The sequence below is a fragment of the Kutzneria sp. CA-103260 genome (genome assembly GCF_018263855.1).
GTDB lineage: Bacteria > Actinomycetota > Actinomycetes > Mycobacteriales > Pseudonocardiaceae > Kutzneria.
Map to the genome: position 1 here is coordinate 3,961,757 of NZ_CP073318.1, position 26,812 is coordinate 3,988,568.

24 protein-coding genes and 1 pseudogene are annotated in these 26,812 nt (G+C 70.2%); 12 read left to right on the plus strand and 13 right to left on the minus strand.

Annotated features, from left to right (window positions below; all coding sequences use genetic code 11):
* Positions 1 to 4 precede the first annotated feature (4 nt).
* Positions 5 to 790: a COG4705 family protein gene (locus JJ691_RS16935; RefSeq protein ID WP_211769716.1), complete on the plus strand. Its 786-nt coding sequence runs from the start codon at positions 5 to 7 to the stop codon at positions 788 to 790.
* A gap of 99 nt (positions 791 to 889) precedes the next feature.
* Positions 890 to 2,473 (plus strand): alkaline phosphatase family protein, encoded by a 1,584-nt coding sequence (locus JJ691_RS16940; protein ID WP_211769717.1) that lies wholly within the window; start codon positions 890 to 892, stop codon positions 2,471 to 2,473.
* 45 nt (positions 2,474 to 2,518) lie between these two features.
* Here JJ691_RS16940 and JJ691_RS16945 read toward each other — a convergent pair whose 3' ends face one another.
* Positions 2,519 to 3,427, minus strand: a complete 909-nt coding sequence (locus JJ691_RS16945; RefSeq protein WP_211769718.1) for an SGNH/GDSL hydrolase family protein — start codon at positions 3,425 to 3,427, stop codon at positions 2,519 to 2,521.
* An 88-nt stretch (positions 3,428 to 3,515) separates the two neighbouring features.
* Here JJ691_RS16945 and JJ691_RS16950 point away from each other — a divergent pair, with 88 nt between their 5' ends.
* Together JJ691_RS16950 and JJ691_RS16955 are read left to right on the plus strand one after the other, a co-directional pair.
* Positions 3,516 to 4,142, plus strand: a complete 627-nt coding sequence (locus JJ691_RS16950) for a TetR/AcrR family transcriptional regulator (RefSeq protein WP_211769719.1) — start codon at positions 3,516 to 3,518, stop codon at positions 4,140 to 4,142.
* 36 nt (positions 4,143 to 4,178) lie between these two features.
* Positions 4,179 to 7,370 (plus strand): tetratricopeptide repeat protein, encoded by a 3,192-nt coding sequence (locus JJ691_RS16955; RefSeq protein ID WP_211769720.1) that lies wholly within the window; start codon positions 4,179 to 4,181, stop codon positions 7,368 to 7,370.
* Here the strand turns inward: JJ691_RS16955 and JJ691_RS16960 are convergent.
* Entirely contained in the window at positions 7,316 to 7,834 is a 519-nt protein-coding gene (locus JJ691_RS16960; RefSeq protein ID WP_211769721.1) for a GNAT family N-acetyltransferase, read from the minus strand. The two genes, JJ691_RS16955 and JJ691_RS16960, sit on opposite strands and share 55 nt — an antisense overlap.
* A gap of 122 nt (positions 7,835 to 7,956) precedes the next feature.
* On the opposite strand from JJ691_RS16960, the gene JJ691_RS16965 reads away from it, so the two are divergent.
* On the plus strand, positions 7,957 to 8,595 hold the full coding sequence (locus JJ691_RS16965; protein WP_211769722.1) for an NAD(P)-dependent oxidoreductase: 639 nt from the start codon (positions 7,957 to 7,959) through the stop codon (positions 8,593 to 8,595).
* Positions 8,596 to 8,599: 4 nt separating this feature from the next.
* Here JJ691_RS16965 and JJ691_RS16970 read toward each other — a convergent pair whose 3' ends face one another.
* From JJ691_RS16970 to JJ691_RS17000, 7 genes and pseudogenes are all read right to left on the minus strand, one after another.
* Positions 8,600 to 9,010 (minus strand): winged helix-turn-helix transcriptional regulator, encoded by a 411-nt coding sequence (locus JJ691_RS16970; protein WP_211769723.1) that lies wholly within the window; start codon positions 9,008 to 9,010, stop codon positions 8,600 to 8,602.
* A gap of 29 nt (positions 9,011 to 9,039) precedes the next feature.
* Positions 9,040 to 9,153 (minus strand): annotated as a pseudogene (locus JJ691_RS16975) (aldo/keto reductase); the annotation flags it as partial.
* A gap of 21 nt (positions 9,154 to 9,174) precedes the next feature.
* Positions 9,175 to 10,401: an MFS transporter gene (locus tag JJ691_RS16980; protein WP_211769724.1), complete on the minus strand. Its 1,227-nt coding sequence runs from the start codon at positions 10,399 to 10,401 to the stop codon at positions 9,175 to 9,177.
* Positions 10,398 to 11,087 (minus strand): FadR/GntR family transcriptional regulator, encoded by a 690-nt coding sequence (locus JJ691_RS16985; RefSeq protein WP_211769725.1) that lies wholly within the window; start codon positions 11,085 to 11,087, stop codon positions 10,398 to 10,400. Before JJ691_RS16985 ends, JJ691_RS16980 begins: the two co-directional genes overlap by 4 nt.
* 46 nt (positions 11,088 to 11,133) lie before the next feature.
* A complete protein-coding gene (locus JJ691_RS53375) occupies positions 11,134 to 13,503 on the minus strand; it encodes an aldehyde dehydrogenase family protein (protein ID WP_211769726.1) in 2,370 nt (789 codons plus the stop codon).
* A gap of 10 nt (positions 13,504 to 13,513) precedes the next feature.
* A complete protein-coding gene (locus tag JJ691_RS16995) occupies positions 13,514 to 14,755 on the minus strand; it encodes a M24 family metallopeptidase (RefSeq protein ID WP_211769727.1) in 1,242 nt (413 codons plus the stop codon).
* Positions 14,748 to 15,725, minus strand: a complete 978-nt coding sequence (locus JJ691_RS17000) for an NAD(P)-dependent oxidoreductase (RefSeq protein ID WP_256449397.1) — start codon at positions 15,723 to 15,725, stop codon at positions 14,748 to 14,750. Before JJ691_RS17000 ends, JJ691_RS16995 begins: the two co-directional genes overlap by 8 nt.
* A gap of 77 nt (positions 15,726 to 15,802) precedes the next feature.
* Here JJ691_RS17000 and JJ691_RS17005 point away from each other — a divergent pair, with 77 nt between their 5' ends.
* Complete coding sequence (locus JJ691_RS17005; RefSeq protein ID WP_211769729.1) at positions 15,803 to 16,684, plus strand: ABC transporter substrate-binding protein; 882 nt, start codon at positions 15,803 to 15,805, stop codon at positions 16,682 to 16,684.
* Between the two features lie 41 nt (positions 16,685 to 16,725).
* On the plus strand, positions 16,726 to 17,160 hold the full coding sequence (locus tag JJ691_RS17010) for a VOC family protein (RefSeq protein ID WP_211769730.1): 435 nt from the start codon (positions 16,726 to 16,728) through the stop codon (positions 17,158 to 17,160).
* Positions 17,161 to 17,165: 5 nt separating this feature from the next.
* Here the strand turns inward: JJ691_RS17010 and JJ691_RS17015 are convergent, their stop codons facing one another.
* Positions 17,166 to 17,405 (minus strand): hypothetical protein, encoded by a 240-nt coding sequence (locus JJ691_RS17015; RefSeq protein ID WP_211769731.1) that lies wholly within the window; start codon positions 17,403 to 17,405, stop codon positions 17,166 to 17,168.
* Between the two features lie 585 nt (positions 17,406 to 17,990).
* Here JJ691_RS17015 and JJ691_RS17020 point away from each other — a divergent pair.
* Positions 17,991 to 19,352, plus strand: coding sequence for an amidohydrolase family protein (locus JJ691_RS17020; protein ID WP_211769732.1), 1,362 nt, complete (start codon positions 17,991 to 17,993; stop codon positions 19,350 to 19,352).
* An 88-nt stretch (positions 19,353 to 19,440) separates the two neighbouring features.
* Here the strand turns inward: JJ691_RS17020 and JJ691_RS17025 are convergent, their stop codons facing one another.
* From JJ691_RS17025 to JJ691_RS17035, 3 genes are read right to left on the minus strand one after another with little or no spacing between them, the layout of a single operon-like run.
* Positions 19,441 to 20,361, minus strand: coding sequence for an ABC transporter substrate-binding protein (locus JJ691_RS17025; protein WP_249227985.1), 921 nt, complete (start codon positions 20,359 to 20,361; stop codon positions 19,441 to 19,443).
* A gap of 20 nt (positions 20,362 to 20,381) precedes the next feature.
* Positions 20,382 to 21,143: an amino acid ABC transporter ATP-binding protein gene (locus JJ691_RS17030; RefSeq protein WP_305874801.1), complete on the minus strand. Its 762-nt coding sequence runs from the start codon at positions 21,141 to 21,143 to the stop codon at positions 20,382 to 20,384.
* Complete coding sequence (locus JJ691_RS17035; protein ID WP_249227986.1) at positions 21,140 to 22,069, minus strand: amino acid ABC transporter permease; 930 nt, start codon at positions 22,067 to 22,069, stop codon at positions 21,140 to 21,142. The genes JJ691_RS17030 and JJ691_RS17035 overlap by 4 nt, the downstream gene beginning before the upstream one ends.
* A 146-nt stretch (positions 22,070 to 22,215) precedes the next feature.
* On the opposite strand from JJ691_RS17035, the gene JJ691_RS17040 reads away from it, so the two are divergent.
* From JJ691_RS17040 to JJ691_RS17055, 4 genes are read left to right on the plus strand one after another with little or no spacing between them, the layout of a single operon-like run.
* Positions 22,216 to 23,256 carry an LLM class flavin-dependent oxidoreductase gene (locus tag JJ691_RS17040; protein WP_211769733.1) on the plus strand — a complete coding sequence of 347 codons (1,041 nt, stop codon included), beginning with the start codon at positions 22,216 to 22,218 and terminating at the stop codon, positions 23,254 to 23,256.
* Complete coding sequence (locus tag JJ691_RS17045; protein ID WP_211769734.1) at positions 23,253 to 24,599, plus strand: NtaA/DmoA family FMN-dependent monooxygenase; 1,347 nt, start codon at positions 23,253 to 23,255, stop codon at positions 24,597 to 24,599. The genes JJ691_RS17040 and JJ691_RS17045 overlap by 4 nt, the downstream gene beginning before the upstream one ends.
* Positions 24,596 to 25,636 (plus strand): LLM class flavin-dependent oxidoreductase, encoded by a 1,041-nt coding sequence (locus JJ691_RS17050; RefSeq protein ID WP_211769735.1) that lies wholly within the window; start codon positions 24,596 to 24,598, stop codon positions 25,634 to 25,636. Before JJ691_RS17045 ends, JJ691_RS17050 begins: the two co-directional genes overlap by 4 nt.
* Before the next feature lie 7 nt (positions 25,637 to 25,643).
* Positions 25,644 to 26,750, plus strand: coding sequence for an LLM class flavin-dependent oxidoreductase (locus JJ691_RS17055; RefSeq protein ID WP_211769736.1), 1,107 nt, complete (start codon positions 25,644 to 25,646; stop codon positions 26,748 to 26,750).
* The last annotated feature ends 62 nt before the right edge of the window (positions 26,751 to 26,812 follow it).

Below are 26,812 nucleotides of genomic sequence, written 5' to 3' on the forward strand. Positions count from 1 at the left end.
CGGTATGTCACAGAATTCCACCGTGTCGGGCGACCTCGCGCCACACGGCAGATCGGTCCGCGCCCTGCGCGTGCCGGAGCTCACCGCGTTCTTCTGGATCGCCAAGGCGCTGTCGACCGCGTTGGGCGAATCCTCTTCGGACTACCTGGTGAACACGCTCGCGCCGGTGCCCGCCGTGCTGTTGGGCTTCGTCGCCTTCGTGGCGTCGCTGGTGGTGCAGTTCGCGATGCGGCGTTACCGGGCCTGGGCCTACTGGTTCGCGGTGGCGATGGTGGGTGTGTTCGGCACGATGGCCGCCGACGTGCTGCATGTGGGATTTGGCGTGCCCTATGTGCTTTCCACCGCGCTGTACGGAATCGCCCTGCTTGTGGTGTATGTGGTGTGGTTCCGGGTGGAGCGCACGTTGTCGGTGCACACCATCGACACGTGGCGTCGCGAGATGTTCTATTGGGCCGCCGTGGTGGCCACCTTCGCGCTGGGCACCGCCGCCGGCGACCTGACGGCCGTCACCCTGAACCTGGGCTACGCGGGGTCGATCGCCCTGTTCGCGGTGGTGATCGCCATCCCCGCCGCCGGTTACCGCTGGGGGCACTGGAACCCGATCTTCTGCTTCTGGTTCGCCTACGTGGTCACCCGGCCGCTGGGCGCTTCGGTGGCCGACTGGCTGGGCAAGCCCACCGACGTCGGCGGCGCGGGTCTGGGCAGCGGACCGGTGAGCCTGGTGCTGACCGCCCTCATCGTGGCCATCGTCGGGTATCTGGCCGTCACCAAGCGAGATGTCCAGCGCTGAGGACAGCCAGGGCCGGTTCACGTCGCGTTCAGCTCGGGGACACCATCGTCGTCTAGAACTTCTACGCCACTGTAGTAGTTGACGATGGGAGTGCGACGTATGCACAGAACGCCCTTGGTGGTCGCGGCGGCGGTCAGCCTGCTCGCGGCCTCGGTCGCGCCGGCGACGGCGGCGCCCCGGGACCGGCACGTGCTGCTGATCTCCGTGGACGGCCTGCACGCCACCGATCTGGCCTGGTATGTGCGTCAACACCCGAATTCCGCGTTGGCCAAGCTGACGCGGGACGGTGTCGACTACTCGCATGCGAAGACCCCGGTGCCGTCCGACTCCTTCCCAGGCATGGTCGGCCAGCTCACCGGCGGCGACCCGGCCACCACCGGCATCTACTACGACGCCACGTACAACCACGCGCTGCTGCCGGCCGGCACCACCACCTGCGCGGGCGCGAAGCCGGGGGCCGAGGTCGACCTGACCGAGGACCTGGACAAGGACAAGACCGCGCTGGACGCCGGGCAGGGGCTGGCCGGCCTGCCGAACTCCATCCTCGGCATGACCGGCCAGCCGCAGGCGTTGATCCAGCCGTCCGCGCTGCCGGTGGACCCGGCGACGTGCAAACCGGTGCAGCCCAACCAGTATCTCAAGGTCAACACCGTCTTCGAGGTCGCCCGCGCCGCCGGTCTGCGCACCGCGTGGTCGGACAAGCACCCGGCCTACGCGATCCTGAACGGCCCGTCCGGCACCGGCATCCAGGACCTGTTCACGCCGGAGATCAACAGCAACGTCGGGTCCGGCGACTGGACCACCGACAACAACGCCACCCGGCAGTACGACCACTACAAGGTATTGGCCGTGCGCAACGAGATCGACGGCTACGACCACAGTGGAGCGACCCGCGTCGGCACGCCGGCGGTCTTCGGTCTGAACTTCCAGACCGTGTCCACCGCGCAGAAGCTGCCGGCCGGTGGCTACCTCGCCGACGGCACGCCGGGTCCGCTGCTGTCCAGCGCCCTCGACTCGGTCAACAGTGAGATCGGCTCGCTGACCGCCGAGCTGGCCAAGCAGCACCTCACCGACCGCACCACGATCATCCTGTCCGCCAAGCACGGCCAGTCGCCCACCGACCCCACGGCGCTCACCCGCATCGCCGACGGTCCCCTGCTGGACGGTCTGAACGCAGCGTGGAAGGCCGCGCATCCGGGCAGCGGCGACCTGGTGGCGTACTCCACCGATGACGACGCGATGTTGTTGTGGCTCAACGACCGCTCGGCCGGCGCGTTCGACTTCGCGCAGCGCTACCTGCTGGCGCAGAACGGCACCGGCAACGGCATCACCGGCGCGGCCAAGCCGTTCACCGCTTCCGGCCTGGCGTCCGTCCACACGGGACCGTCCTACTTCCACACCGCGGCCGGCGATCCTCGCGTGCCTGATCTCGTCGGCGTCGCCCAGTACGGCGTGGTCTACACCGGCAAGAAGTCGAAGATCGCCGAGCACGGCGGGGCCGCTCCCGACGACCGCGACGTCGCCCTGGTCGTCTCCGGCGCTGGCGTGTGCGACCACCAGACGGTGGACGCGCCCGTGACCACGACGCAGATCGCCCCCACCATCCTCACCCTGTTGGGGCTCAACCCGAACACCTTGCAGGCGGTGCGGATCGAGCACACCCGTCCGCTGCCGCGGGCGTAACGATCGACGGCGGTGCCCGGCGCGTCGGCCGGGCACCGCCCAGGATCAGTTGGCGCCGGCGAGGTGTTCCTCGACGATGCGGGCGAAGTTCTGCTCGCCGAGCCAGGTCGGGTGCAGCGGCACGATGCCCAGCGTGGTGCCGGGCACGACGACGTTGACCCAGTTCTGGGTGAGGTGGCAGCCGTCGTGGCCGACGCCGGGCGCGATGAAGTCGACGTATTCGGCGTTGTGCTGCGCGGCAACGGTTTTGGTCACCTGGCCCAACTGGTTGACCAGGCCCTGGATGTAGTCGGCGTCGCGCGCCCACACCGGCTGGAGCGGGTAGCAGCCGCCGGGCTGGATGTAGTTGGCGTAGCTGGTGATCAGGATGCGGGCGTGCGGGGCCTTCTGGTGCACCACGTCCAGCACGTTGGCCAGGCGCGGGGCCTCCGCGGCGACCGCCTCCGCACCCTGGTCGACACCGCCGGCGGTCTCGGTGTCCTTGCACGACGTGCCGTGCGGTTCGGGCAGGACGTTCAGGCAGGTCAGGGCAAGGGTGGCCAGCCCGAGATCGTTGGCGCCGATGGAGATCGTCACCAGCGTGGTGGACGGCGTCACCGCACCGATCTGGAGCGGAACACTGGGACTGGTCGGCAGGTACGGCTTCTGCGGCGTGGTCAGGATGTTGTCGGTCGTCGCGCTGCTACAGGTGACGTCACGGAAGGTCTTGGCGTTCAACGCCTTCGCCACCAGGTGGGCGTAGTCCACACTGGACTGGAAGCACGGGTCCAGGTGGTACCCGTCCTGCGGCAGCAGCAGCGGGCCGGCGGCGAACGAGTCGCCCAACGCCACGTACTCGGAGTTGAGCGGCTCCTCGGCCGCGCTGGCCACCGCTGAGGAGGTGGCCAGCAGCGTGCCGAGCGCGGCCACCACCGCGAGGCCCCGACGCCGGAAAAACGACACGACAGTAGACAAGGGGCCTCCCACGCTGGAGCCTTACACGCTGTAGGTTACGGCGTGTCAGTGCCGGACCGTAGGCTACGGGATGTAACCTCGTCAACCGATGACTCCGAAAACCACCACCGCGAGCCGGGTCGCCGGGTACAAGCACGGCCGCGTCCCCCGCGCGGTCCGTGAACAGCAGCTGCTCGACCTGGCCGAACAGCTGTTCATGGACAACGGCTACGCCGGGTTCTCCATCGAGGACCTCTGCCAGGCCGCCCAGGTCAGCCGCCCTGTCGTGTACGACCACTTCGGTGGCAAGGACGGCATCTACCTCGCCTGCCTGCGCCGCATCCGCGACGAGTTCGAGGCCGCCCTGATCGACGCCGCCGGCACCGCCCCCACCGCCACCGCCGCCATCGAGCAGGCCGCCGACGCGTTCTTCGCCATCGTCGAACGCGACCCCCGGCGCTGGTCCCTCGTCTACGGCGGCACCACCGTGCTCACCGGCCCCATCGCCGAAGACCTCTATGCCCTCCGCGCCCGCACCATCGACCGCATCGCCGCCATCGCTGCCCGCTTCGCCCCCACCGCCTCCCCCGAGGCCATCGCCGCCTACGCCCACTTCATCTCCGGCGCCGGCGAACAACTCGGCCGCTGGTGGCTGCACAACCCCGACATCCCCCGCCCCCGCGTCGTCGCCAACTACGTCTCCTTCGCCACCGCCGCCCTCACCCAGCTCAAGTGATCGCCGGAGTGCGGCCGGTTGGCCTATGCTCGCGTGGTGGTGGAGGGGCCCGCCGAACGAGATCCTGAGGACGCCGCTCGCGTCGACAACTCGGTCCAGGGGTCGGCCGCGAACGTGGTGCAGGTCGGCTCCGCCGGCCAGATATCGATCTACCAGACTCCTCCTGAAGCGTCCCCGGTCGCGCCCGGCCGGCCGCTGTCCGAGTGCTCCCCGTACGACCTGGAAGTCCATCGCGCGGCCAACGTCGGCGAGGCCGAGACCCCTGCCGCGCTACCCGCCTACATCCAGCGCGCCCACGATCAGCGCCTGGACAGCGTCGTCGCCGCCGCGGCCGCCGGCCACAGCGCGATGGCGGTGCTGGTCGGCGGTTCGTCGACGGGGAAAACCCGCGCCTGTTGGGAGGCGATCCAAGCCCTGGCCGTCGACTGGCGGCTGTGGCATCCGATCAACCCGGGCCGGCCCGAGGCCGTGCTGGCCGACCTGGCGGGTATTTCCCCCGCAACGGTGGTGTGGCTCAACGAGACCCATCACTACCTGCGCACCCCGGGCAGTGATCTCGGGGAACGGGTCGCGGCCGGGGTGCGGGAGCTGCTGCGGGATCCGGCTCGCCGGCCGGTGCTGGTGCTGGGCACGCTGTGGCCCGAGTACTGGAACCTGCTGGCCCAGGTGCCGCCCGGCGGCGCGGAGGATCCGCATGCCCAGGCCCGCGCCCTGCTGACCGGCATGAGCATCACCGTGCCGGACATGTTCACCGAAGCCGAGATGCGAACCGCCCGGCTGACCAAGGACGAGCGGCTGATCCTCGCCGTCAACCACGCCCAGGACGGCGAGGTGACCCAGTACCTGGCCGGCGCGCCGGCCCTGGTGGAGCGGTATCAGCACGCCCCGCCCGCGGCGCGCGCCCTGCTCTCGGCGGCGATAGACGCCCGACGGCTGGGCCACGGCTTGTTCCTGTCGGTCGACCTGCTGGCCGCCGCGGCCCCGTCGTATCTGACCCAGTCCCAGTGGGACCAACTGCCCGACGACTGGCTGACGGCCGGTCTCCAGTACGTGGAAACCCCGTGCCCAGGCGGAACAAGGCCGTTGGTTCGGGTTCGACCCAAGCCCGGACAGGACGTGCCCGCGCAGGGACGGCTGCGGCTGGCCGACTACCTGGAACAGACCGGCCGCCGGACCAGGGCGACGATCCCGCCGCCGGCCGCGGTGTGGGAGACGCTGCTGGCCGAAGCGTCCGCCGAGGACTCCATGGCCATCGGCGCGGCCGCCGAGCAACGCGGCCTGTACTCGTTGGCGTTTCGCTTCTACGGTCGAGCCGGCGACGACGACGCCGCCCTCCGGCGGGGACTGCTACTCCACCGTTGCGGACGTCTCCCGGAGGCCGAGCCGTACTGCCGGCGGGCCGCAGAGGCGGGCATCGAGCCCGGCATCCCGCTCGCCGTCGAGGTCCTGCTCAACGACGGACGTTCGCCCGAGGCCAACATGTGGCTGCACCAAGTGATCGTGGATGGTCATGCGGCCGCGTCCAGGCTGGCGGCTCAGGCCTTCGAGCGAGCGGGCCTCACCGACGACGCCGCGGACTGGTACCAGCGGGCCGGCGAAGCCGGTGACGCCATGGCGACGCGGCGCTATGCCCAGCACCTGGTCGGCGCCGGCCGTTCCGACGATGCGGCAATTTGGCTGCGATCCCTTGCTGACGAAGGCAATCGTGTCGCCGCGAACCTCGCCCGAGTGCTCGCCGAGTCCCAACTCCGGGTGGTCATCGAACCGGCTTCCACCGACGAGGACCCCGACCTAGATGCCGACCCGTCCACATCCGAGGCTAATGCAGCTCTGAACGTGCACGTTCTCATAGCACTCAGGTTGGCCACGGAAGGGCGACCGGACGAGGCGTTCGACGCCTTCCAGAAATCGGTCGAACTGGCCAAGCCAGCGGCGGAAGTGCAGCACGACCGGGCAACGTCCGTCACCGAAATCACTGAGCGGGCAGTGTTCGAGACGCTGAAGGCGCTCCAAGAGCAGAACCGCAGGGTCCAGGGCATCGAATGGCTGCGCCGGATGATCGACGGCGGTGAGGACGGAGCGCTGATGCCCTACGCCGGTCTGCTGGCCGACGTCGGCCGCGCGGACGAAGCCATCGACTGGTACCAACGCGCGGCTGAAGTGCCCCGCACCACGTGGTACGTCACCAGGGCTTTCAGGCGGTTCACTACCCGGCTGAAGGAACCGGCCGTCGACTACACCCCGCACCGTCGAGCCGCCCAACTGATGCACCAGATCGGCCGCACCGACGCAGCACTCGACTGGCTGGCCGGGTGCGTCACCGATGCCGATCCGGACAGCCGGCTACCCCACGTCGAACTGCTTCTCGCCGCTGACCGGATCACCGAGGCGATCGCCGGCTACCAGAGTGCGATCGCCGCCGGCAGCGACGCGGCCATGGACGGCTTGCTGGAGTTCGCCTTCCGCCACGATCGGCAGGCCGAGATCAAGGCGTGGATCGAGCAGCGGATCGACGCCGGAGACGCCGCCGTTCGCCGGACCTTCGCCGTAGTGCTGGCTGACGGCGATCAGCAGGGCAAGGCGATCGCCCTGCTCACCCCACTCGCCGAGGCCGGCGACCAGATCTCCCGCGACCGGCTGATCGACCTGATGATCGGGGACCGCCGGCTCGACGAGGCGATCGCGCTGCTCACCCCACTCGCCCGGGCGGGTGCCCAGGTCGCCTTTGACCGCGTCGTCGACGTACTCATCGACGATCGCCGGCTCAACGAGGCACTTGAGTGGCTGCATGGTCCCTGCCGAGGCGAGGCCAAGGACCGGCGACTCGACATCGCCACACATTTCGAGAACGCCGGCCGTGTCGATGACGCCATCGCCCTTTACCGTCGCCTCGCTGAGGAGGGCGACACACACGCCCTGATCCGGGCCGCGCTGCTGGCCGAGCGCAACGGCCAGACTGACCAGATCCTCGCGTGGCTACGCGGCCGGGTCGACGCCGGCGACACCACCGCACTGCGCCTGACCGCCGAACTGTCGGAACGCAGTGGCCGCCCGGAGGAGGCTATCCGTTGGTACCGCAGGGTTGTCGAGGCTGGCAACCCGAGCGGCCTGGAACGGCTCACCCACCTGCTCCGCCAGTCCGACCAAGCCGAGGAAGCCGACAGCCTTCGACGCTACGGCCTCGTTCCCGGCGGCACCACCGCCGAACCCTGGCCGGCCGCCGACTGAACCGGCACCACCTCGGCCTGCAACAGGCAAGGCGACACGGCGAACCCGTGCCGTTCGTACGCAGTCACCGCACGCTCCGAGGAGTGCACGGTGACCCGCTCCAGCCCGAGTTCCTTGGCCAGGCCCAGAACCGCGTCGATCAGCTGGCCACCGAGGCCTTGGTCGCGGGCTTCTGGCACCACGTAGACACACTGCACGTCACCGGAGGCCCGCGTGAACGCCCGCGGCGACGGCACGCGCGGGGCGATGGCGAGGAACGCCATGCCGATCACTTGCTCCTCGCGCACCAGGACCATGCACCGGTGCGTGGCCGTGTTCTCCCGTGCCCACACGGCGAACTCCCGTATGAACGCCTCACGGCCGGCATCGGGCAGGCCGTAGCGCTCAGCTACCCAGTGCCAGCGCAACCCGGCGACAGCCTCGAACTCGGCGGGACGGGCCGGCCGGACTTCGATCTTCGTCATGCCCCCATCCTGCCCCGGCCACTAGGGACACCGAAGTCCCTACTATTCATCGGATAGTTTCCGGGAGATGCTGTTACCGGGCCGAGCGGCCCGGTGAACAGCGTCTGAAGGGAATGCAAGTCATGGCTACGGTTGTCGTATTCGGCGCGACTGGGTACTCGGGAGAGGCCATCGCCGCCGAGCTCGCCCGACGGGGGCACCAGGTGACGGGCGTGAGCCGCACAGCCGAACCCGACGTGACCAAGGACGGCGTGCGGCTGGTGCGCGGTTCGGTGGAGGACGCGGCGGAGGTGGCCGACCTGGCCAAGGGCGCGGACGTGGTGGTCGTCGCGGTGCACGCCAGCGCGGGTGCCAAGGAGATGCGGGAGTACCTGCCCGGCCTGCTGGAGGCGACCAGCGGCGCCCGGATCGGCTTCATGGGCGGCGCGGGCAGTCTGCACGTGGCCGAGGGCGGCCCGCTGCTGGTGGAGGGCCCGGACTTCCCGGACCAGTTCAAGGGCGAGGCACTGGCCCACAAGGCGGTGCTCGACGCCCTGCGCCAGACCGACGAGAGCGTCGACTGGTTCTACGTCAGCCCGGCCGCCGGCTACGGCTCGTACGCGCCGGGCGAGACGACCGGCACCTTCCGCATCGGCGGCGACGTGCTGCTGACCGACGCGGAGGGCAACTCCCGGCTGTCCGCCGGCGACCTGGCCAAGGCCTTCGCCGACGAGATCGAGCGCCCGGCGCACCGCCGCGCCCGCCTGCACGTCGCGTACTGACCGGCTACGAGAGCTCGGGGAGCGGGCGGCCGCGCTGCCACGGCGTGCGGTCCGCCCCCTCCAGCTCGTCGTCGAAGGTGCGGCGGGCGGCGTAGATCTGGTCCACGTTCTGCTCCGCCCAGTCCCGCAGCGGCGCGATGACCTGGTCCAGAGTCCGCCCCAGCGGGGTCAGCTCGTACTCCACCGCCGGCGGCGTGACGGTGAGCAGCGTGCGCAGCACGAGGCCGTCACGCTCCAGGTCCCGCAGGGTCCGCGACAACACCCGCGGACTGACGCCTTCCGTCGCCCGCGCGATCTGCCCGTAGCGGTGCGGCCGCTGCGCCAGCACGCCGATGATCAGGCTCGTCCACTTGTCCGCCACTCGGTCCAGCACCTCACGCGTCGGGCAAGCCGCGGAGTAGACGCTACGTTCCATGCCCCGGATACTATCCGATTGATAGTTCCCGGTGAATCACGTCGAGCCGAGTCGATCAGCTCGTTCGCCGACCGCAGCGAGGAGAAGTAGAAGGCGGCCGTGTCGATGTGATTGACGCCTGCCTCGACTGCCCGGCGCAGCACCTTGTTCCCGCGGAGGCGGCCTCAGATGTCACGGCCGGAGTCTGCCACGCACACGTGATCGCGCGCCGGCTCGACGACGTGGCGGTCCCGACCGGCGCCGTAGCCGGCCATGGTCATGACCAGGCTCAGCGTCGCGAGCACGGCGAGCGGGACGGTCCACCGGTGAGTGCTCTCCCGGAGCACGCCGAGCAGCACCGGACCCGCGGCGGCGACCAGGTATCCGACGGACTGGGCCATGCCGGCCAGTGCCGCGGCGCCGCCCGCGCTGCCGGCACGCTGGCTCTGGAACGTCAACGCCAGCACCAGACACGCGCCGCCGCCGAGCCCGAGCAACGTACAGGCCACAATGGACAGACCGGGCCAGACGAGCAGCAGCACGAAGCCGGCACCGTTCATCAGCGACACAGCCGCCGCGATGTAGCGCTGGTCGTGCCGGCCACGGGTCAGCAGCGGCACGACACCGCTGGCCACGATCCCGACCAGTTGGTAGTAGAACAGCATCCAGCCGGCCGCCGCAGCGCTGGCGCCGTGCTCGGCGAGAATGCTCGGCAGCCACGCGATCACGCTGTAGAACGCGAGCGACTGCAAGCCCATGTAGAAGCTGACCAGCCAGGCCAAGCCGGACCGCAGCGGCATCCGGCTGCGGGCGACGCCCGACTCCCCCATCGGCCGATCGCCCCGCGTTCGCGGCAGCCACACCGCGAGCGCGACGAAGACGAGGACGATTCCCCACGCGAGCGCCCCGCGCCATTCGCCCGGCAGGACACGGGCAAGCGGAACGGAAACACCCGACGAGATCGCGGCGGTCAGCCCCATCACCGTGACATACAGCGCACTGACCGTCGAGATGCGCTGCGGCGACACGCCACGCCGGATGATCGCCGGCAGCAACACGTTCCCGAACGCGATGGCCGCCGACAGCACGACCGTGCCGGCGAACAGGCACACCACTGAGGGCAGCGACCGGATGATCGTGCCGACGGCCAGCGTGATCAGGGTGATCACCAGCAGCCGGGCCGGAGCGAACCGGTGCGACACGCGGCCGACCAACGGCGAGGTGGCCGCGAACGTCAGCAATGGCAACGTGGTGAGCAAGCCGCCCCAGGCCGGGGACAGGCCGCTGCCGCGCTCGATTTCCGGCAGCAGCGAGCCGACCCCGGTCAACGTGACCCGCAGGTTGGCCGCCACCAACACGACCCCGATGACTAAGCCGACGGCCGTGCCCGCCCGGGCAGTTGCCGCGCTCACCGGTCGTTGTCCTGTGTGAAATGGACGATCGCGGCGGCGGCGCGGCGGGCTCTGGCCGCATCACCGGCTTCGATCGCCGCGACCAACCTGCCGTGCAGCCGTGTGTGGCCGGCGACGGTCTCCTCGGTCATCGTCTGGCCGTCAAGCGCGGTGGTCAGGGCATTGCCCAGGTACTCGTAGACTTCGGTCAGCAGCGCATTGCCGCTGGCGTGCACCACCGCGCGGTGGAATCGCCCGTCGACGTCGGCGACCTGGGCCATGTCCCCGCTGCGGTGCGCGTCATCCGCCTCGGCCAGCAGTTGGCGCAGCTCGGCCAGGTCCTTCTCGGTACGGCGGGACGCCGCCGCCCCGGAGGCGTACTCCTCCAGCACCGCCCGTAGTTCGTGCACTTCGGCCCGACGGGCGGCGCCGGCGCGGCGTTCGAGGACGGATTGGAGCTCGTCGGTGGCCCGCACGTAGGTGCCGTCGCCGACCCTGGCCTCCAGCAGACCGAGGTGCACCAGCGCCCCCAGCGCCTCCCGCAGCGTCGTGCGGCCCACCCCGAGCTGCTCGACCAGGGTGTGCTCCGGCGGTATCCGGGTGCCCACCGGCCACGCCCCGCCCGCGATGTGCGCCCGCAGACTGTCCACCAGCTGCGCCGACAAGCTCGCCGTCCGCCGCGGCACTGCCAGGTTCTCGCCCCTCATGGCCACCAGCATAGACCGAATGTCAGACATTTGGACATGGGATCACTCAGTCCACGGGCGGCCAGACCGGGACGGGGGCGCGGCCGGAGGGGAAGCGGACGTTCTTGGCCCGCACGAACTCGTGCAGGGTCTCGGACCAGTTCTCGCGGCCGAAGCCGCTGCCCTTGACGCCGCCGAAGGGGGAGCCGAGGAAGGAGCGGCGCAGGTAGTTGTTGACGAAGATCATGCCGGCCGCCAGGCGCGAGGCGAGGCGGCTGGCGCGGAAGTGGTCCTCGGTGATGACGGCGGCGGTCAGGCCGTAGCTGGTGCCGTTGGCGATGGCCACGGCCTCGTCGTCGGTGTCGAACACGAGCAGCGAGGCGACGGGCCCGAAGATCTCCTCCTGGGCGACGGTGTGGTGCGGCTCGACGCCGACGAGCACGGTGGGCGGAACCCAGAAGCCGTCGCGAAGGCGCGGGTCGGTGGGGGCCTGACCCTGGAAGGCGATCTTCGCGCCTTCGGCGACGGCGGTGTCGATGTAGCCGAGCACCTTCCGCTGCTGCCTGGCGTCGGCCATCGCCCCGATGTCGGTGGCGGCGTCCAGCCCGTCGCCGACGGTGAGCCGAGCAGCGGCGGCGACGAACCGTTCGACGAACTCGTCGTAGCGCGAGCGGTGCACGAGGATGCGCGAGGTCGACGTGCAGGCCTCGCCCTGGTTGTAGAACATGCCCTCGATGGAGATGTCGACAGCCGTCCGCATGTCGGCGTCGTCCAGGACCAGCAGGGCGTTCTTGCCGCCGAGTTCGAGCGTGGCGTAGGTGAGGTTCTCGGCCGCGGACCGCAGCACGTGCTGGCCGGTGACGGTCGCCCCGGTGAACGTGATCCGCTCGACCACGGGATGCCCGGACAGTGCCGGCCCGGCCGGCAGCCCGGCGACGGCGTTGACCACGCCGGGCGGCAGCACCTGGTTGACGATCTCGACGAGGCGCAACACGGCCAGCGGCGCCTGCTCCCCCGGCTTGACCACCACCGTGTTGCCGGCGGCGAGCGCGGGCGCGGACTTCTTGGTGAAGTGCAACGGCGGCCAGTTGAACGGCAGGATGGCGGCCGGCTCGGACACCAGACCACGGTTGAGGCCGACCATGCCGGACTCCAAGGCTTCCGACACCCGCAGGCCCCGCGCCAGGTCACCGGTGTACACATAGGACACCAGGCCATGTTCGGTGTCGTTGGCCAACCGCACGGCCTCGGCCTCGTCCTCGAACGTGACGATCGGGGCCACCGGGCCGAAGATCTCCTCGCCGAGGATGGCCGCGCCGATCGGCACGTCGGCGAGAACCGTTGCCGGGTAATAGAAGCCGGTGCCGTCCGGCCGCTCGCCGCCGATCAGCGTCCGCGCGCCGGCGGAGACCGTCGATTCGACCAGCTCACTGACCTTGTCCACGGCGGCGGCGTTCACCAGCGGTCCCAACTCGACCGCCGGATCGACGCCGGGGCCAACCCGCAGCGCGCCCATGCGCTCGGCCAGTCGCCGGCCGAACTCGTCGGCGATGCCGCGTTGGACGAAGAACCGGTTGGCGGCGGTGCAGGCCTGGCCGCCGTTGCGCATCTTGGCGATCATCGCACCCTCGATCGCGGCGTCGATGTCGGCGTCGTCGAAGACGAGGAACGGCGCGTTGCCGCCCAGTTCCATCGAAGTGCTCACAACGCTCTGGGCGGCCGTGGCCAACAGGGTTCGGCCGACCTCGGTGGAGCCGGTGAAGGACAGCTTGCGGACGCGGGGATCGGCCAGCATCGCCGACACCACCGCGCCGGACCGGGTGGACGGCACCACGTTCACGGTGCCCGCCGGCGCACCGGCTTCGTCCAGGATGGCGGCGATCGCCAGAGCGGTCAGCGGTGTCTCACTGGCCGGCTTGAGAATCACGGTGCAGCCGGCGGCCAGCGCCGGACCGATCTTGCGAGTGGCCATCGCCGCCGGGAAGTTCCACGGCGTCACCAGCACGCTCACACCGATCGGCTGGCGCAGCACGACAATGCGGTTCGCCCCGCCGGGCGCGGTCTGCACGGTGCCGGCGACGCGCACGGCTTCCTCGGCGTACCAACGGAAGAACTCGGCGGCGTAGGTGAGCTCGCCCTTGGCGTCCGGCAGCGCCTTGCCGTTCTCCCGCACGATCAGCGCCGCCAGTTCGTCGGCCCGCTCGTGCATCAGTTCGAAGGCTCGGCGGAGCACGTCGGACCGGGCCCGGGGCGCGGTCGCCGCCCAGGACGGCAGCGCGGCGGCGGCCGCGTCAACGGCGGCCAGTCCATCTTGGACGGTTCCGTCCGCCGCCGTGGCCAGGGTCTGCTCGGTCGCCGGATCGAGGACCGTGATCCGCGCGCCGTCGGACGCCGCGCGCCACTCGCCGCCGATGAACAGCTCTCCGGGATACTTCACGGAATTCTCCTCAGTAGGGGTTGGCGATGAACAGGTCCTGCGCCGGGAACTTGGTCAGCACCGCCGCACCGTCCTCGGTCACCACGACCTCCTCCTCGATCCGCGCCGCCGAGAAGCCGTCCGCGGCCGGGCAGTACGTCTCCAGCGCGAACACCATGCCCGGCCTGATCTCCACCGGATTGCTCATGCTGTTCAGCCGCGAGATGATCGGCCGCTCGTGCAGCCCCAACCCCAGTCCATGCCCGAACTGCAACCCGAACGCCGCCATCTCATCGGCGAACCCGAACTCCGTCGCCGCTGGCCACACCCGCGCGATGTCATCGGTGCCCACGCCCGGCCGCACCGCGTCGATCGCCGCGTCCATCCACTCCCGCGCCACCCGGTAGGCGTCGCGTTGGGCCGCCGTCGCGCTGCCCACCCCGAACGTCCGGTAGTAGCAGGTGCGATACCCGTTGTAGGACTGGATGATGTCGAAGAAGGCCTGGTCGCCCGGCCGGATGAGCCGGTCGGAGAAGTTGTGCGGGTGCGGGTTGCAGCGCTCCCCCGACACCGCGTTGATCGCCTCGACCTGGTCCGACCCCATCTCATAGAGCCGTTTGTTGGCCAGCGCCACGATCTCGTTCTCCCGGACGCCGGGCTTGAGGGCCTCCACGATGTCCTGGTACACGCCGTCGACCATGGCGGCGGCCTGGGACAGCAGGGTGATCTCGTCCACCGACTTGATCTCGCGGGCGTCCAGCATCAACTGCTGGGCGTCGACGACCGTTAGGCCCTGCCGCTGCATCTCGAACAGGAACGGCGGCTCCACGATGTCCACGCCCACCGGCGCGTCGGCCACGCCGGCCTGGGTCAGCAGGTCCTTGATCTGGGTGACGGCCTCGCGCATCAGGCCGGCCTCGGGCGCGATCGCCCCACGCAGGCCCAGCATGCCGGCGCGGCAGTTCTCGGGTGCCAGCCACGGCGAATACAGCTGGTGGTGCCGCGCTGCGGAGCCGAAGTCCCACAGCATCGGCTCGCCGTCCCGGGTGAGCAGGGCGTACCGGGTCATCTTGTCGCCGAGCGCGCCGCCGATCCAGGTCTGTGTGGTGTAGCGGATGTTGTAGAAGTCGAACAGCAGGAACGCCCCGCACTCGCTGCCGGCCAGGGACTCCTTGGCCCGGGCCAGGCGGTGGCGGCGCAGCCGGTCGAAGTCCACCCGCTGCTCGAAGTCGACGGCACCGTGCCCCGGCGCGGGGATCGGCCGCTCACTCATCGGGGGTCAGCCCGTCATCGACCGCCGCGTGCTCCGGCTCCAGCGTCAGGCCGGCGCGGCGGGCCTGCTCCAGCACCAGCGTCGCGAAGTCCTCCTCCGTGTGCCCCGCCCCGACCGCCGACGCCACCAACTGCGCGGTCGCCGACGCGACCGGCATCGGCGCCTCCAAACTCCGCGCCGCCGCCAACCCCAAATCGAAGTCCTTACGCAGCAACGGCATCGTGAACGTCGGCGTGAAATCCAGATTCACCAACGCCGGCGACTTGTACCGGGTGAACACCGAACCCAGCACCGAGTCGTTGAGGAACTCCAGAAACGCCGCCCGACTCACCCCACCCTTCTCCGCCAACACCGTGATCTCGGCCAACGACTGGATCACCACCCCCAGAAACACGTTGTGAGCGATCTTCACCAACCGCGCCACCTCGTCCTCCCCGACATAGGTCACACCCCGGCCCAACACCCGCAGCACCGGCTCCACCTCGTCGAACACCGGCCGCGGACCCGACACCGCCAACGTCAGCTTGCCCGCCGCCACCACCTTCGGATTCCCGCTGACCGGCGCGGCCAACAACTCCGTGCCCCGCTTGCCCGCCGCCACCCGCACCGCCGCCGAGGCCTCCTGCGACACCGTCGAGGAGTCGACCAACACCCCCGGCGCGGCCTGCGGATCGGTGAACAGGCCGTCCACACCCGAGGTCACCTGCTCCAGATCCGCCGACGCGGCCACCATCGTGAACACGATGTCCCGACCGGCCAACTCCACCGGCCGCCCCACCACCGCCGCACCCCGCCCGGCCAGCGCCTCGGCCTTGGCCCGCGTCCGGTTGTACACCGCCACGTCATACCCGGCGGCCAACAACCGCTTCACCAGCTCGGCGCCCATCCGGCCCGCGCCGATCCACCCGATGCTGGGCGTAGCCATGTCGCCCACCTCCGATTTGCAATCGATTGCATCCAGACTGCACATCAGCTACGGTGAAGTCAAGTGATAGCAACAGGATCCACACGTGCGAACGAACAACATCGATCGCGAAGGGCGGCCCGGTGCACACGATCAGACTCGGCACGTTCAGCCCCTCCGTGCTGCTGGCGGTGGCCACGGTCACCGGTGCCCTCGCGGCCGCCGGCCTGGACGTCGCCGAGACGCCGGCCCGAACCTCGGCGCAGCAGTTCACCGACCTGTTCGACGGCCGGCTCGACGCCGTTTTCACCAATCCGGACAACGTGCTCGCCTATCGCTGTGTCCCGACCAATCCGCTCGGCCGGACCGGCGACGTCCGCATCCTCGGGGCCGTTGACCGAGGCCTGGGCCTGGCCCTGTTCACTCGGGGCCCAGACACCGTGCGAGGCGGCACTTTCGGGGTCGACGTGCCGGGCTCCGGTTTCGCCTTCATCAGCTACGAACTGCTCGCCCGCGCCGGGCTGACCAGAGACGTGGACTACCGCGTGGCGGCCCTGGGGGCGACCCCGCGCCGGGCCCGGGCCCTGATCGACGGGGCGATCGACGGCACCATCCTCAACGCCGGCAACGACTTGCTGGCCGAGGACCATGGCGCACAGCGGGTCGCCTCCGTCACCACCATCGGCCCCTACGTCGGCACGGTGCTCGCCGCCACCGGAGACGGCATCGACGACCACCTCCGAACCTTGCTCGACGTCGTCTCCACCACCGCGCGAGACATCGTCGCCGGTCGACACGACAAGATCACCCTGGACGCCGTCGAGCGCCGCCTCGGCCTCACCGGCGCGACCGCCGCCCGCCACCTCGAAACGCTGGCCGATCCACGGCAGGGGCTCGTGCCGGACGCCCGGCTGACCAGCGCCGACCTGGCCACGGTCATCGACCTGCGCAACCGTCATGCCCCCGGCCCGACCACGCTGACCGTGGCCGACGTCATGGCCAGCGGGTTGGTCGACGATCGGTGAAATCGCAGGCGGCGCCGCCCACCCGCCAGTAGGGTGGGCGAATGCCTTCGGTCAAGCAGGTCCAGATCACCTTCGACTGCGCCGAACCTGAGCGTGTCGCTCGGTTCTGGTGCGAGGTCCTGGGGTACGTCGCCCCGTCGCCACCCGAGGGGTTCTCGTCCTGGGCTGATTTCAACCTTACGCTGCCGCCCGAGAGCCGGGGCTCGTGGTTCGCCTGCTCCGATCCCACGGGCGTGGGCCCGTGGCTGTACTTCCAGCGCGTGCCCGAAGGCAAGGTCGCCAAGAACCGGGTGCACATCGACGTCCGGGCCGGCGTCGGGCTCGCGGGCGCGGAGCGCCTCGCCGCCCTCAAGGCCGAATCCGCACGGCTGGTCGCCCTCGGCGCCGTCGAAACGCAGGTGCTGGTGTCTGACGACCAGAACGAGTCGTGCATCAACATGCAGGACGTCGAGGGCAACGAGTTCTGTCTGGACTGACGGCGCTATGACACCATCGGCGCGACTTCTCGCCCGAACGCCGTGATCTGCTGCACAGTCGCCTCCTCGGGCCAGAACACAAAGTCCGTGAACGGCTGCTCGGTGGCCAGCCGGGTCCAGCAGTTGGGCCCACTGCTCGGCGGTGCCACGTAGGGGCTCGGCGCCGGAGTCGACCCGGAGCACACCCGGACGGTCGGTGATCTGACCGACCAGCTGCGCCACTCGCCGGATCGAACCGGGGTCACGGCCGGCCACCCGGTGAACTTGTTCGCGGCCAACGACTTCTCGCACCTCGCCAGTTAGTCATTTTTAGTGACTATACACAGGCGTGACTGTAAGATACCCTGACAGCAGGACCCGGGGCGGCCGCCAGCCACGGCGGGGCCGCCCGCCGCTGGCCGCTCACCAACCAAGGGACGCCCATCCTCGATTCTGCAATCGATTGCATCTCAGGTGTCAAAATCACCACACGATTGAGCGTTGACCTGGCTCCTGCCAGGGATTTAGCGTGTGCAATCGCCCGCATTCGGACCTTGCTCCGAGGAGGCGCTCATGAGCACAACCCTCCCTCTCCGCCGCTCCGCCACGGCCTGGGGCCCAGGTCGTGTTTCACCGGCCGGAGCGCTGGCGCTCCCTTTTCGTCATGAAGGGCCCTTTACTGACGTTGATCGTGGTGAAGGGGTCCTTCATGACGTTGAACGTCAGCGAAGGTCCCTTGATCTTGGACGGGGGTGACGCACGGCTGAAACACGGGCTTTTCGCTGTCGCAGGGCGGTCTGCTCGCCACCTACTTCACCCTGGGCCGGCACCCAGACAGGAAGGAACAAGCAATGAGGACGCTGTTCACCGGCGGAAGTGTCGTCGCGAAGGGGCGGCCCGAGCTGGCGGCGGGTGGGGACGTGCTGGTCGACGGCACGGACATCGCCGCCCTCGGCCCGGCCGGCTCGTTGGCGGCCGAGCCGGTCGACAAGGTCGTCGACACCGCCGGCGGCATCGTCATCCCCGGCCTGGTCAACACCCACCAGCACGACTGGTACCTGTACGGCAAGGGCTTGGGCGGCAACCTGCTGCTGGAGCAGTGGATCACCGACTGCCTGTTCCCGCTCAAGACCCGGCTGACCGTGGACGACCTGCGGGTGGCCAGCGAGCTGGCCGCGCTGGACATGCTGCGCGGCGGCACCACGAGCTCGGTCAACCACCTGGTCACGGAGACCAGCGCGGCCGAGGACCGAGCGATCCTCGCGCCGGTGGCCGACGTCGGGGTCCGCCAATTCTTCGCCAAGGCCATCCGGCCCGCTGATCACGCCACCCGCTACGAGAGTGCCCGCGAGGCCTCCGAGACGTGGGACGGCGCGGCCAACGGTCGGATCCGGGTCGGTTTCGTGCTGGAGGCCACCGCGCACTGGGTGGCGATGGGCACCTGCACCGAGGAGATGGTGCTCGGCGGCCACGCGCTCGCGGTGGAGCAGGACACCTTCGTCACCTCGCACATCGCTGGCGGCACGATGTCCCGCGACAGCGGCTATCTCCGGTTCGTGCTGGAGACCGGCCGCACCGATCCCCAGTTCCTGCACCGACTCGGCGTGCTCGACCACCGCTGGATCCTGGCCCACACGATCAACCCGAGGGACAACGACCTCGACCTGATCGCCGCCGCCGGCGCCACGGTCGCGCACACGCCCAGCTCCGAGGCTGCCCGGGGCGGCGGCATCACGCCGGTGAAACGCATGCTGGACAACGGAATCCGGGTGGCCATCGGCACCGACGGCCCGATGGTCGATCTGACCAACGACATGGTCGAGCAGCTGAAGTGGACCCGCCTGATGCAGAACCAGCTGCACCACGTGCCCGCGTCCATCGACCTGGAACGGCTGCTCACGATGGGCACCGAGGACGGGGCCCGGGCCGTCGGCGCGGCCGACCGGATCGGCACGCTGGAGGTCGGCAAGGCAGCCGACATCGCCGTCTTCGACCTGGACACCCTGCACGCCGGGCCGGTGCACCGGGCGCTGTCGACGTTCGTGCACGCCGCGCGCGGCACCGATGCCCGGCACGTCATGGTGGACGGCGAGTTGTTGCTGGAGAACGGTTTGTTCACCCGCGCCACCGAGCTGCATGTCGCCGGGCTGATGCGGGAGGCCGGCGAACGCGGCCGCGCACTGGCCCGCCGCAGCGGCCTGCTGCCGGCCTGACCGCCAACCCGGACGATGGCCAGCGCCCTGTCTCGTACCAGAGACCAGCTGACCCGGGACCGTTTGCGCACGGCCGAGAGCTGACCGGTCAGAGCGTGGGCGCGGGGTTGACCGCGGACTGTTGGATGCCGGTGCTCTCCACGCCCCACTTGGCGAGGATCTTGCCGTAGTCGCCGTCCTTGATCAGCTTGTTGACCGCGTCGCTGACCGCCTTGGCCACCGGCGAGCCCTTGGCCGTCACGAAGCCGACCGGCGTGGCGCTGAACTGGCCGAGGAACTTGGTGTTGGGCACGTGGGTCTCGTCGTACTTGAGGCTCAGCGTCGGTCCGAAGTAGACATCGACCTTGCCGTTGGCCAACCCCAGCCAGATCGGCGCGGAATCGGAGAACAGCTGCACGGTGTAGGGCTTCTTGCCGGCGGCGGCGCACTTGTCGGCGCCGCTGGTGAGAATCTGCTGGAACGTCGAGCCCGGGCTGGTGGCCACGGTCAGCCCGCACAGGTCGTCGAGCGTCTTGACGCTGCTCGGCCCGCGGTCGGCGGGGCCGAGGAAGGACTGCCCGTCGCTGAGGTAGGTGGCGAAGTCCACCACCTTCTCCCGCGCGGCGGTGACGCCGAAGTTGTCCTGGCCGACGTCGTACTTCCCGCTCTGCACACCGGGAATGATGGTCTCGAAGGTGCCGTTCTGCACGGTCCAGGTGACGCCGAGCACCTTGGCCACGGCGTCACGCAGATCGACATCGAGGCCGACGTACTTGCCGTCCACCTGACCGGAATGCGGCAGCCCGGAGGTGCCCGGCGACAGGGTGGTGCCCAGTGTGAGCGACGTCGTCGACGCCGGAAGTTCGGCCCGCAGCGTGGGATCGGTTTGGACGGCCGAAACGACGTCCTGCGTCGGATACGCCACCTTTGTGGTCGGCGAGGCCGGGTCGGCGGCGGTGGCGTCGCCGCACGCGGTCAGCGCGAGCGCCGCGACGGCCAACGACAGGGCCAGAACCCCTGATCTGAACACGGAGAAAGTCCTTTCAGTTCTCACAGCACCGCCGACAGGAACGCACGCGCCCGGTCGTGGCGAGGGTTGGCCAACACCTCGGCCGGCGGGCCGGACTCGACGATCCGGCCGCCGTCCAGGAACACCACCGTGTCGGCGACCTCGCTGGCGAAGCCGATCTCGTGGGTCACCACCAGCATCGTCATGCCGCTGGCGGCCAGGTCCTTCATGACGGCGAGCACTTCGCCGACCAGTTCGGGGTCCAGTGCGCTCGTCGGCTCGTCGAAGAGCATCAGCCTCGGCTGCATCGCCAACGCCCGTGCGATGGCCACCCGCTGCTGCTGGCCGCCGGACAGCTGCCGCGGGTAGGCGTGCTCCCGGCCGCCGAGACCGACCCGCTCCACCAGCTCCCGGGCCGTGCGGTCGGCATCCTTTTTGGACAGACGCCCGGTGGCGACCGGGCCCTCGACGATGTTCTCCACCACCGTCAGGTGCGGGAACAGGTTGAACTGCTGGAACACCATGCCGATCCGGGCCCGCTGCCGGGTGATCGCCCGGGCCCGCAGCTCGTGCAGCCGCCGGCGGGCGTACCGGTAGCCGATCACGTCGCCGCCGACCTCAACGAACCCTGCGTCCGGCTTCTCCAGATGGTTGACGCACCGCAGCAGCGTGCTCTTGCCGGCTCCGGACGGCCCGAGCAGCACGGCCACCTCGCCCTCGCGGACGTCCAGGTCGACGCCGTCCAACACGACGTTGGCGCCGAAACTCTTGCGCAGCCCCCGGATTCGCACCAACGGACTCATGACACACCCGCCAGGTTCCGGAACAGCGGGATGTTCGCCCGCGTGATCGCCCACAGGCCACGGGGATCGCCCCGGCGGCTGCCGCGCGCGTAGTGCCGCTCCACGTAGTACTGCCCCACCGACAACACCGTGGTGAGCAGGATGTACCAGATCGTCGCCACCAGCAGCAGCGGGATGATCAGGAAGTTCTGGTTGTAGATCAGCTGCACCGAGTACAGCAGGTCCTGCACGGCGATCACGCTCACGATCGAGGTGGCCTTGAGCATGCCGATCAGCATGTTGCCGGAGGCCGGCACGATCGCCGGCATCGCCTGCGGCAGCACGATTCGCCGGAATATCCGCCACGGCCCCAGTCCCAGCGCCTGCGCCGCCTCGACCTGGCCCGCCTCAACCGACAGGATGCCGCCCCGGACGATCTCCGATGAGAAGGCGGCCACGTCCAGGGTCAGGCCGACGAACGCCGCCAGCAAGCCGGTGAACAGGTGCGCCGTCTGCACCGTGATGAAGGCGGGCCCGAACGGGATGCCCAGCGAGAGCTGCGGATACAGCGACGCCAGCTCGTACCAGAACAGCAGCTGAACCAGCGGCGGCACGGACCGCACGAGCCACACGTAGCCGAAACTCACCGACCGCAGCACGGGATTGCGGGACAGCCGCATCACCGCCAGCACGACGCCGAGGAGGTAGCCGCAGACCATCACCGCCGCGGTCAGCCACAGTGTCAACAACAGGCCACGCAGCACCGGCCCGGTGGTGAAGTAACTCCACACGATGGGCCACTGGAAGCGCGGGTTGGTGAGCAGCGTGTGCACCACCATGGCCAGCAACACGATCACCACCGCGGCCGAGACCCACTGCCCCGGCCGCCGCAGCGGGACCAGTCGCGCGGACAACAGCTCGGTGTCCGACACACTTCTGTCGGACACCGATTCTTCTTGCCGCGCAACGATTGTCTGCGCCTCGCTCGAACGGGTCACCGCGTCATCATGGGCCGCGCCACCGGTCAACCGTCAACGTGTTCCACGGTGTGGACGTCCGAGCCGAGAAATTTTCCGCGGCATACGGTTGGCCCATGTCGAATTCCGGCCTGTACCTGGCCATCGAGGTCGACGGGGACGGCGCACATCCGGCGGCGTGGCGTCGTGCCGCCCACGCGCCCGACCAACTGCTGACTCCGCGGCGGGTGCGCTCGGTCGCCACCATCGCGGAGAACGCCGGCTTCACACTGGCCACTGTGGACGATGACCTGCTGCCGCCCGGCGACGGCCCGAATCCGGCCGGCCGGATCGGCGCGGTGGAGCGGGCCGCGTTCATCGCCGCCGCGACCAGCACGCTCGGCGTCGCGCCGACCGTGTCGACGACCTACACCGAGCCGTTCCACGTGTCCTCGCAGCTGGCTTCGATCGACCACATCTCGACCGGGCGCGCGGGCTGGGCGGTCAGCCAGAGCGCGGGCGCGGCGGCGGCCCGGGCCTGGGGCCGGCCACTGGTCGAGGACCGCGCCCGTGAGGCCCGCGACTCGACCCGCGTGGTCCGTGACCTGTGGGACTCGTGGGAGGACGACGCGGTCATCCGCGACGTCGCCACCAGCCGCTACCTGGACCGCGATCGCCTGCACTACATCGACTTCACCGGCGAGACGTTCGCCGTGAAGGGGCCGGCGATCGTGCCTCGCCCGCCGCAGGGCCAGCTCGTGGTGTTCGCCCCGGAGGGACTGCTGCCGGCTGATCTCGTCGACGTGACCCTCACCAACGCCACTGCCCGCGCCGCCACTCCCCTGACGTTCACGGAGATCGAGGTCGCCCTGGACACCGGTTCGGCGACGGCAGCCCAGCGGATCGCCGACCTCGGGCCGTGGCCGGACCGCGGCCGGCTCCGCTACACCGGGCCGGCCGACGGCCTGATCAAGCTGCTCACCGACCTGGCCGGCGCCGTCGACGGCGCGCGGCTGCACCCGTTGGTGCTGGACGAAGACCTCGCCGTGCTGTCCCGCCTGGTCGTGCCGGCCCTGCTGCGCAGCCGGATCGCCGCACGGCCCGTTCCCGGCGCCTCGCTGCGCACCACCCTCGGGCTGGCCCGGCCGGCCAGCCGCTTCCAGGAGACTGCCCGATGACCGACGAGGACGTGCCCTACCCCGACGCCACGCTGCACTTCGGCGTGTTCTTCCAGGGTGTCAACCACTGGACCATCTGGTCGGCCCCGGACAGCGGCTCGCAGATCGACCCGGCCTCGTTCCGCCGGGTGGCCCAGACCGCCGAGCGCGGCCTGTTCGACGCGTTTTTCCTCGGTGAGGGCCTGCGGCTGCGCGAGGTCGACGGCCGCATCCACGACCTGGACGTCGCCGGCCGCCCGGACGCGATCACCCAGCTGGCCGCGCTGGCCGCCGTGACCGACCGGATCGGGCTGGTCAGCACCTCCAACACCACCTTCAACGAGCCGGCCGACCTGGCCCGGCGGCTGTCCGGCCTGGACCTCTTGTCGGAGGGCCGGGCCGGCTGGAACGTCGTGACCACGGACAACGCGTGGACCGGCGCGAACTTCCGCCGCGGCGGCTATCTCGACCACGCCGACCGGTACCGCCGCGCCGAGGAGTTCCTCGCCGCCGCGCGGGCGATCTGGGACGGCTGGACCGACGACACGATCGCCACGCCGGTGCGGCAGCGCAGCAGCCAGTTCGACATCGAGGTTGTGCCGACGCTCCCCCGCAGCGCGCAGGACCATCCGGTGATCTTCCAGGCCGGCGACTCGGCGGACGGCCGCGACTTCGCCGCCCGCAACGCCGACGTCATCTTCTCCGCGCACGGCAACGACTTCGACGACGCGCTGGCCTTCGCCGAGGACATCCGGCGGCGGCTGCGCGCGGCTGGCCGGCCCGAGGACGACCTGCGCATCCTGCCCGGCACCGAGATCATCATCGGCGCGACCGAGGCCGAGGCGCGGGAGAAGGCCCGGTGGATCCGGCTGGAGCAGGTCACCCCGGCCACCGCGCTGAACATCGCCAGCCTGGTATGGGGCTTCGACCTGTCCGACCGCGACGCCGATGGCCCGCTGCCCAAGGAAGATCCCGTCATCGCCGAGAACACCGGCGCCTTCGGGGCCCGCCGCGTCGCCGATCCCCGCGCCGTCATCGAGCAGTGGCGGGCTCAGGCCGAGGCCAACCGCTGGTCCCTGCGCGAGACCGCCATCGCCCTCGGTCCCCAACGCGGCCACGTCGGCACTCCCGTCGGCCTCGCCGACAAGTTCACCCGCTTCGCCCGCCATGGCGCGGTGCACGGGTTCAACATCACCCCGTACATCATTCCCGACGGCCTCGACGACATCGTCGACCTGCTCGTGCCCGAGCTCCAGGAACGCGGCGTGTACCGCACCTCCTACAGCGGCGCGACGCTACGCGAGCATCTCGGCCTGCGGCCTCCGCTGACGCGCCGGGACGGCCTGGCGGAGCGGGCGTCGTGAAGTTCCTGGCGATCACGCTGATCGTGCACGCCCCCGACCAGAAACCGACTCGGCTGCGCTTCCAGGAGGTCCTGGACAACGCGGTGCTGGCCGAGGAGCTGGGTTTCGACGGGTTCGGGGTCGGCGAGCGGCACGAGCGGCCGTTCATCTCCTCCTCGCCGCCCGTGGTGCTCAGCCACATCGCGGCGCTCACCTCGCGAATCCGGTTGTTCACGGCGGTGACGACGCTGAGCCTGCTCGATCCGGTGCGGGCCTACGAGGACTACGCGACCTTGGACAACCTGTCCGGCGGCCGGCTGGAGCTGATCATCGGCAAGGGCAACGGGTCGGCGCAGCGGCAGCTGTTCCACGTCACCGAGGACGACCAGTGGGACCGCAACGCCGAGAGCTACGAGCTGTTCCGCCGGCTGTGGCGGGAGGACAGGGTCACCTGGAGCGGCCGGTTCCGGCCGCCGCTGGTCGACGCCGAGGTGTGGCCGGAGCCGTTGCAGCGCCCGATCCGGGTGTGGCACGGCAGCGCGACCAGCCGGGAGTCGGTCGACCTGGCCGCCCGCTATGGTGATCCGCTGTTCTCGGCCAACGTGACCAATCCGATCGAGCCGTACGCCGCGCTGGTGCGGCACTACCGGCAGCGGTGGGAGTTCTACGGGCACGACCCGGCGGCCGCGGTCGTCGGGGCCGGCACCGCCGGCTACTACGCCACGCCGAAGTCCCAGGACGCGATCGACACCTACCGGCCGGTGTTCGAGGCCGGCCGCGCCATGCAACAGAAGTTGGGGCTCACCCCGGTCTTCACCTCGGTCGAGGACTTCGCCGAACGCAGCTCGGCCCTGATCGGCAGCCCCGAGCAGGTCATCGACAAGGTGCACCGCTACCACGAGCAGTTCGGCCACACCGTCCTGCACCTGCACGCCGAAGCCGGCGGGCTGACCGACGCCCAGCACCGGGAATCGCTGGAGCTGTTCCAGCGGGACATCGCCCCGTTACTGCGCAAGGACATCCCGGATCCGCCGTGGCCGGCGGCTGAGAGGAACTGAGGCGCCCATGGCCACCACCCCGCTCGCGGTGCTCGACCTCGTGCCGATCTCGTCCGGCTCCACCGCCGCCCAGGCGCTGCGCAACAGCGTCGACCTGGCCCGGCACGCCGAACGATTCGGTTACGCGCGTTACTGGTTCGCCGAGCACCATCTCAATCCCGGTGTCGCCGGCACGTCGCCGGCCGTCGTGCTGGCGCTGACCGCCGCCGCGACGTCGACCATCCGGCTCGGGTCCGGCGCGGTGCAGATGGGGCATCGCACCGCACTGTCCACTGTGGAGGAGTTCGGACTGCTCGACGCCGTGCACCCGGGCCGTTTCGATCTCGGCCTCGGCCGCTCCGGCGGCCGGCCACGCGACCCGGCGCCGGTGTTGGAACCGGCGTCGCCGCCGGCCAACGGTCTGCTGATTCCACCGAGATTCTCGTTCGCGCAACTGCTGGCGTCGCCGCGCGTCGCGCTCCAGCGCCGCCTGTTACAACTGCCGAACGCCGAACCGCAGGACTACACCGAGCAGGTCGACGACGTCCTCGCTCTGCTCGGCGGCACCTACCAGTTGGACGGCGCGGAGGCCCATGTCGTGCCCGGTGAAGGCGCTGCGCTGGAGTTGTGGATCCTGGGCAGCAGCGGCGGCGAGAGCGCGACCGTCGCCGGCCACCGTGGCCTGCGGTTCGCGGCCAACTACCACGTCAGTCCGGCCACCGTGCTGGAAGCGGTCGCCGGCTACCGCGCGGCCTTCCGGCCGTCGGCGGACCTCGACCGCCCGTACGTGAGCGTGTCGGCCGACGTCGTCGTCGCGGAAACCGAAGCGGCGGCCCGAGAACTGGCCACCGGCTACGGGCTGTGGGTGCGCAGCATCCGCACGGGCCTCAACGCCATTCCCTTCCCCACGGCGGACGAGGCCCGCGCGCACGTGTGGAGCGACGCCGACCGGGACCTGGTCGCCGACCGCGTCGACACCCAGTTCGTCGGCACGCCAACACAAGTCGCCGATCGACTGGAGCAGCTGCGGGACGCCACCGACGCCGACGAGCTCATCGTCACGACCATCACCCACGACCACGCCGACCGCGTCCGGTCCTACGAGCTGCTCGCCGAGGAATGGCAGCGGCGGTGATCGCCACGGCAGCGCGAGCGCCTGTGGCCCATTGACCTCCACCTTTGTCGAACTCGTAGCGT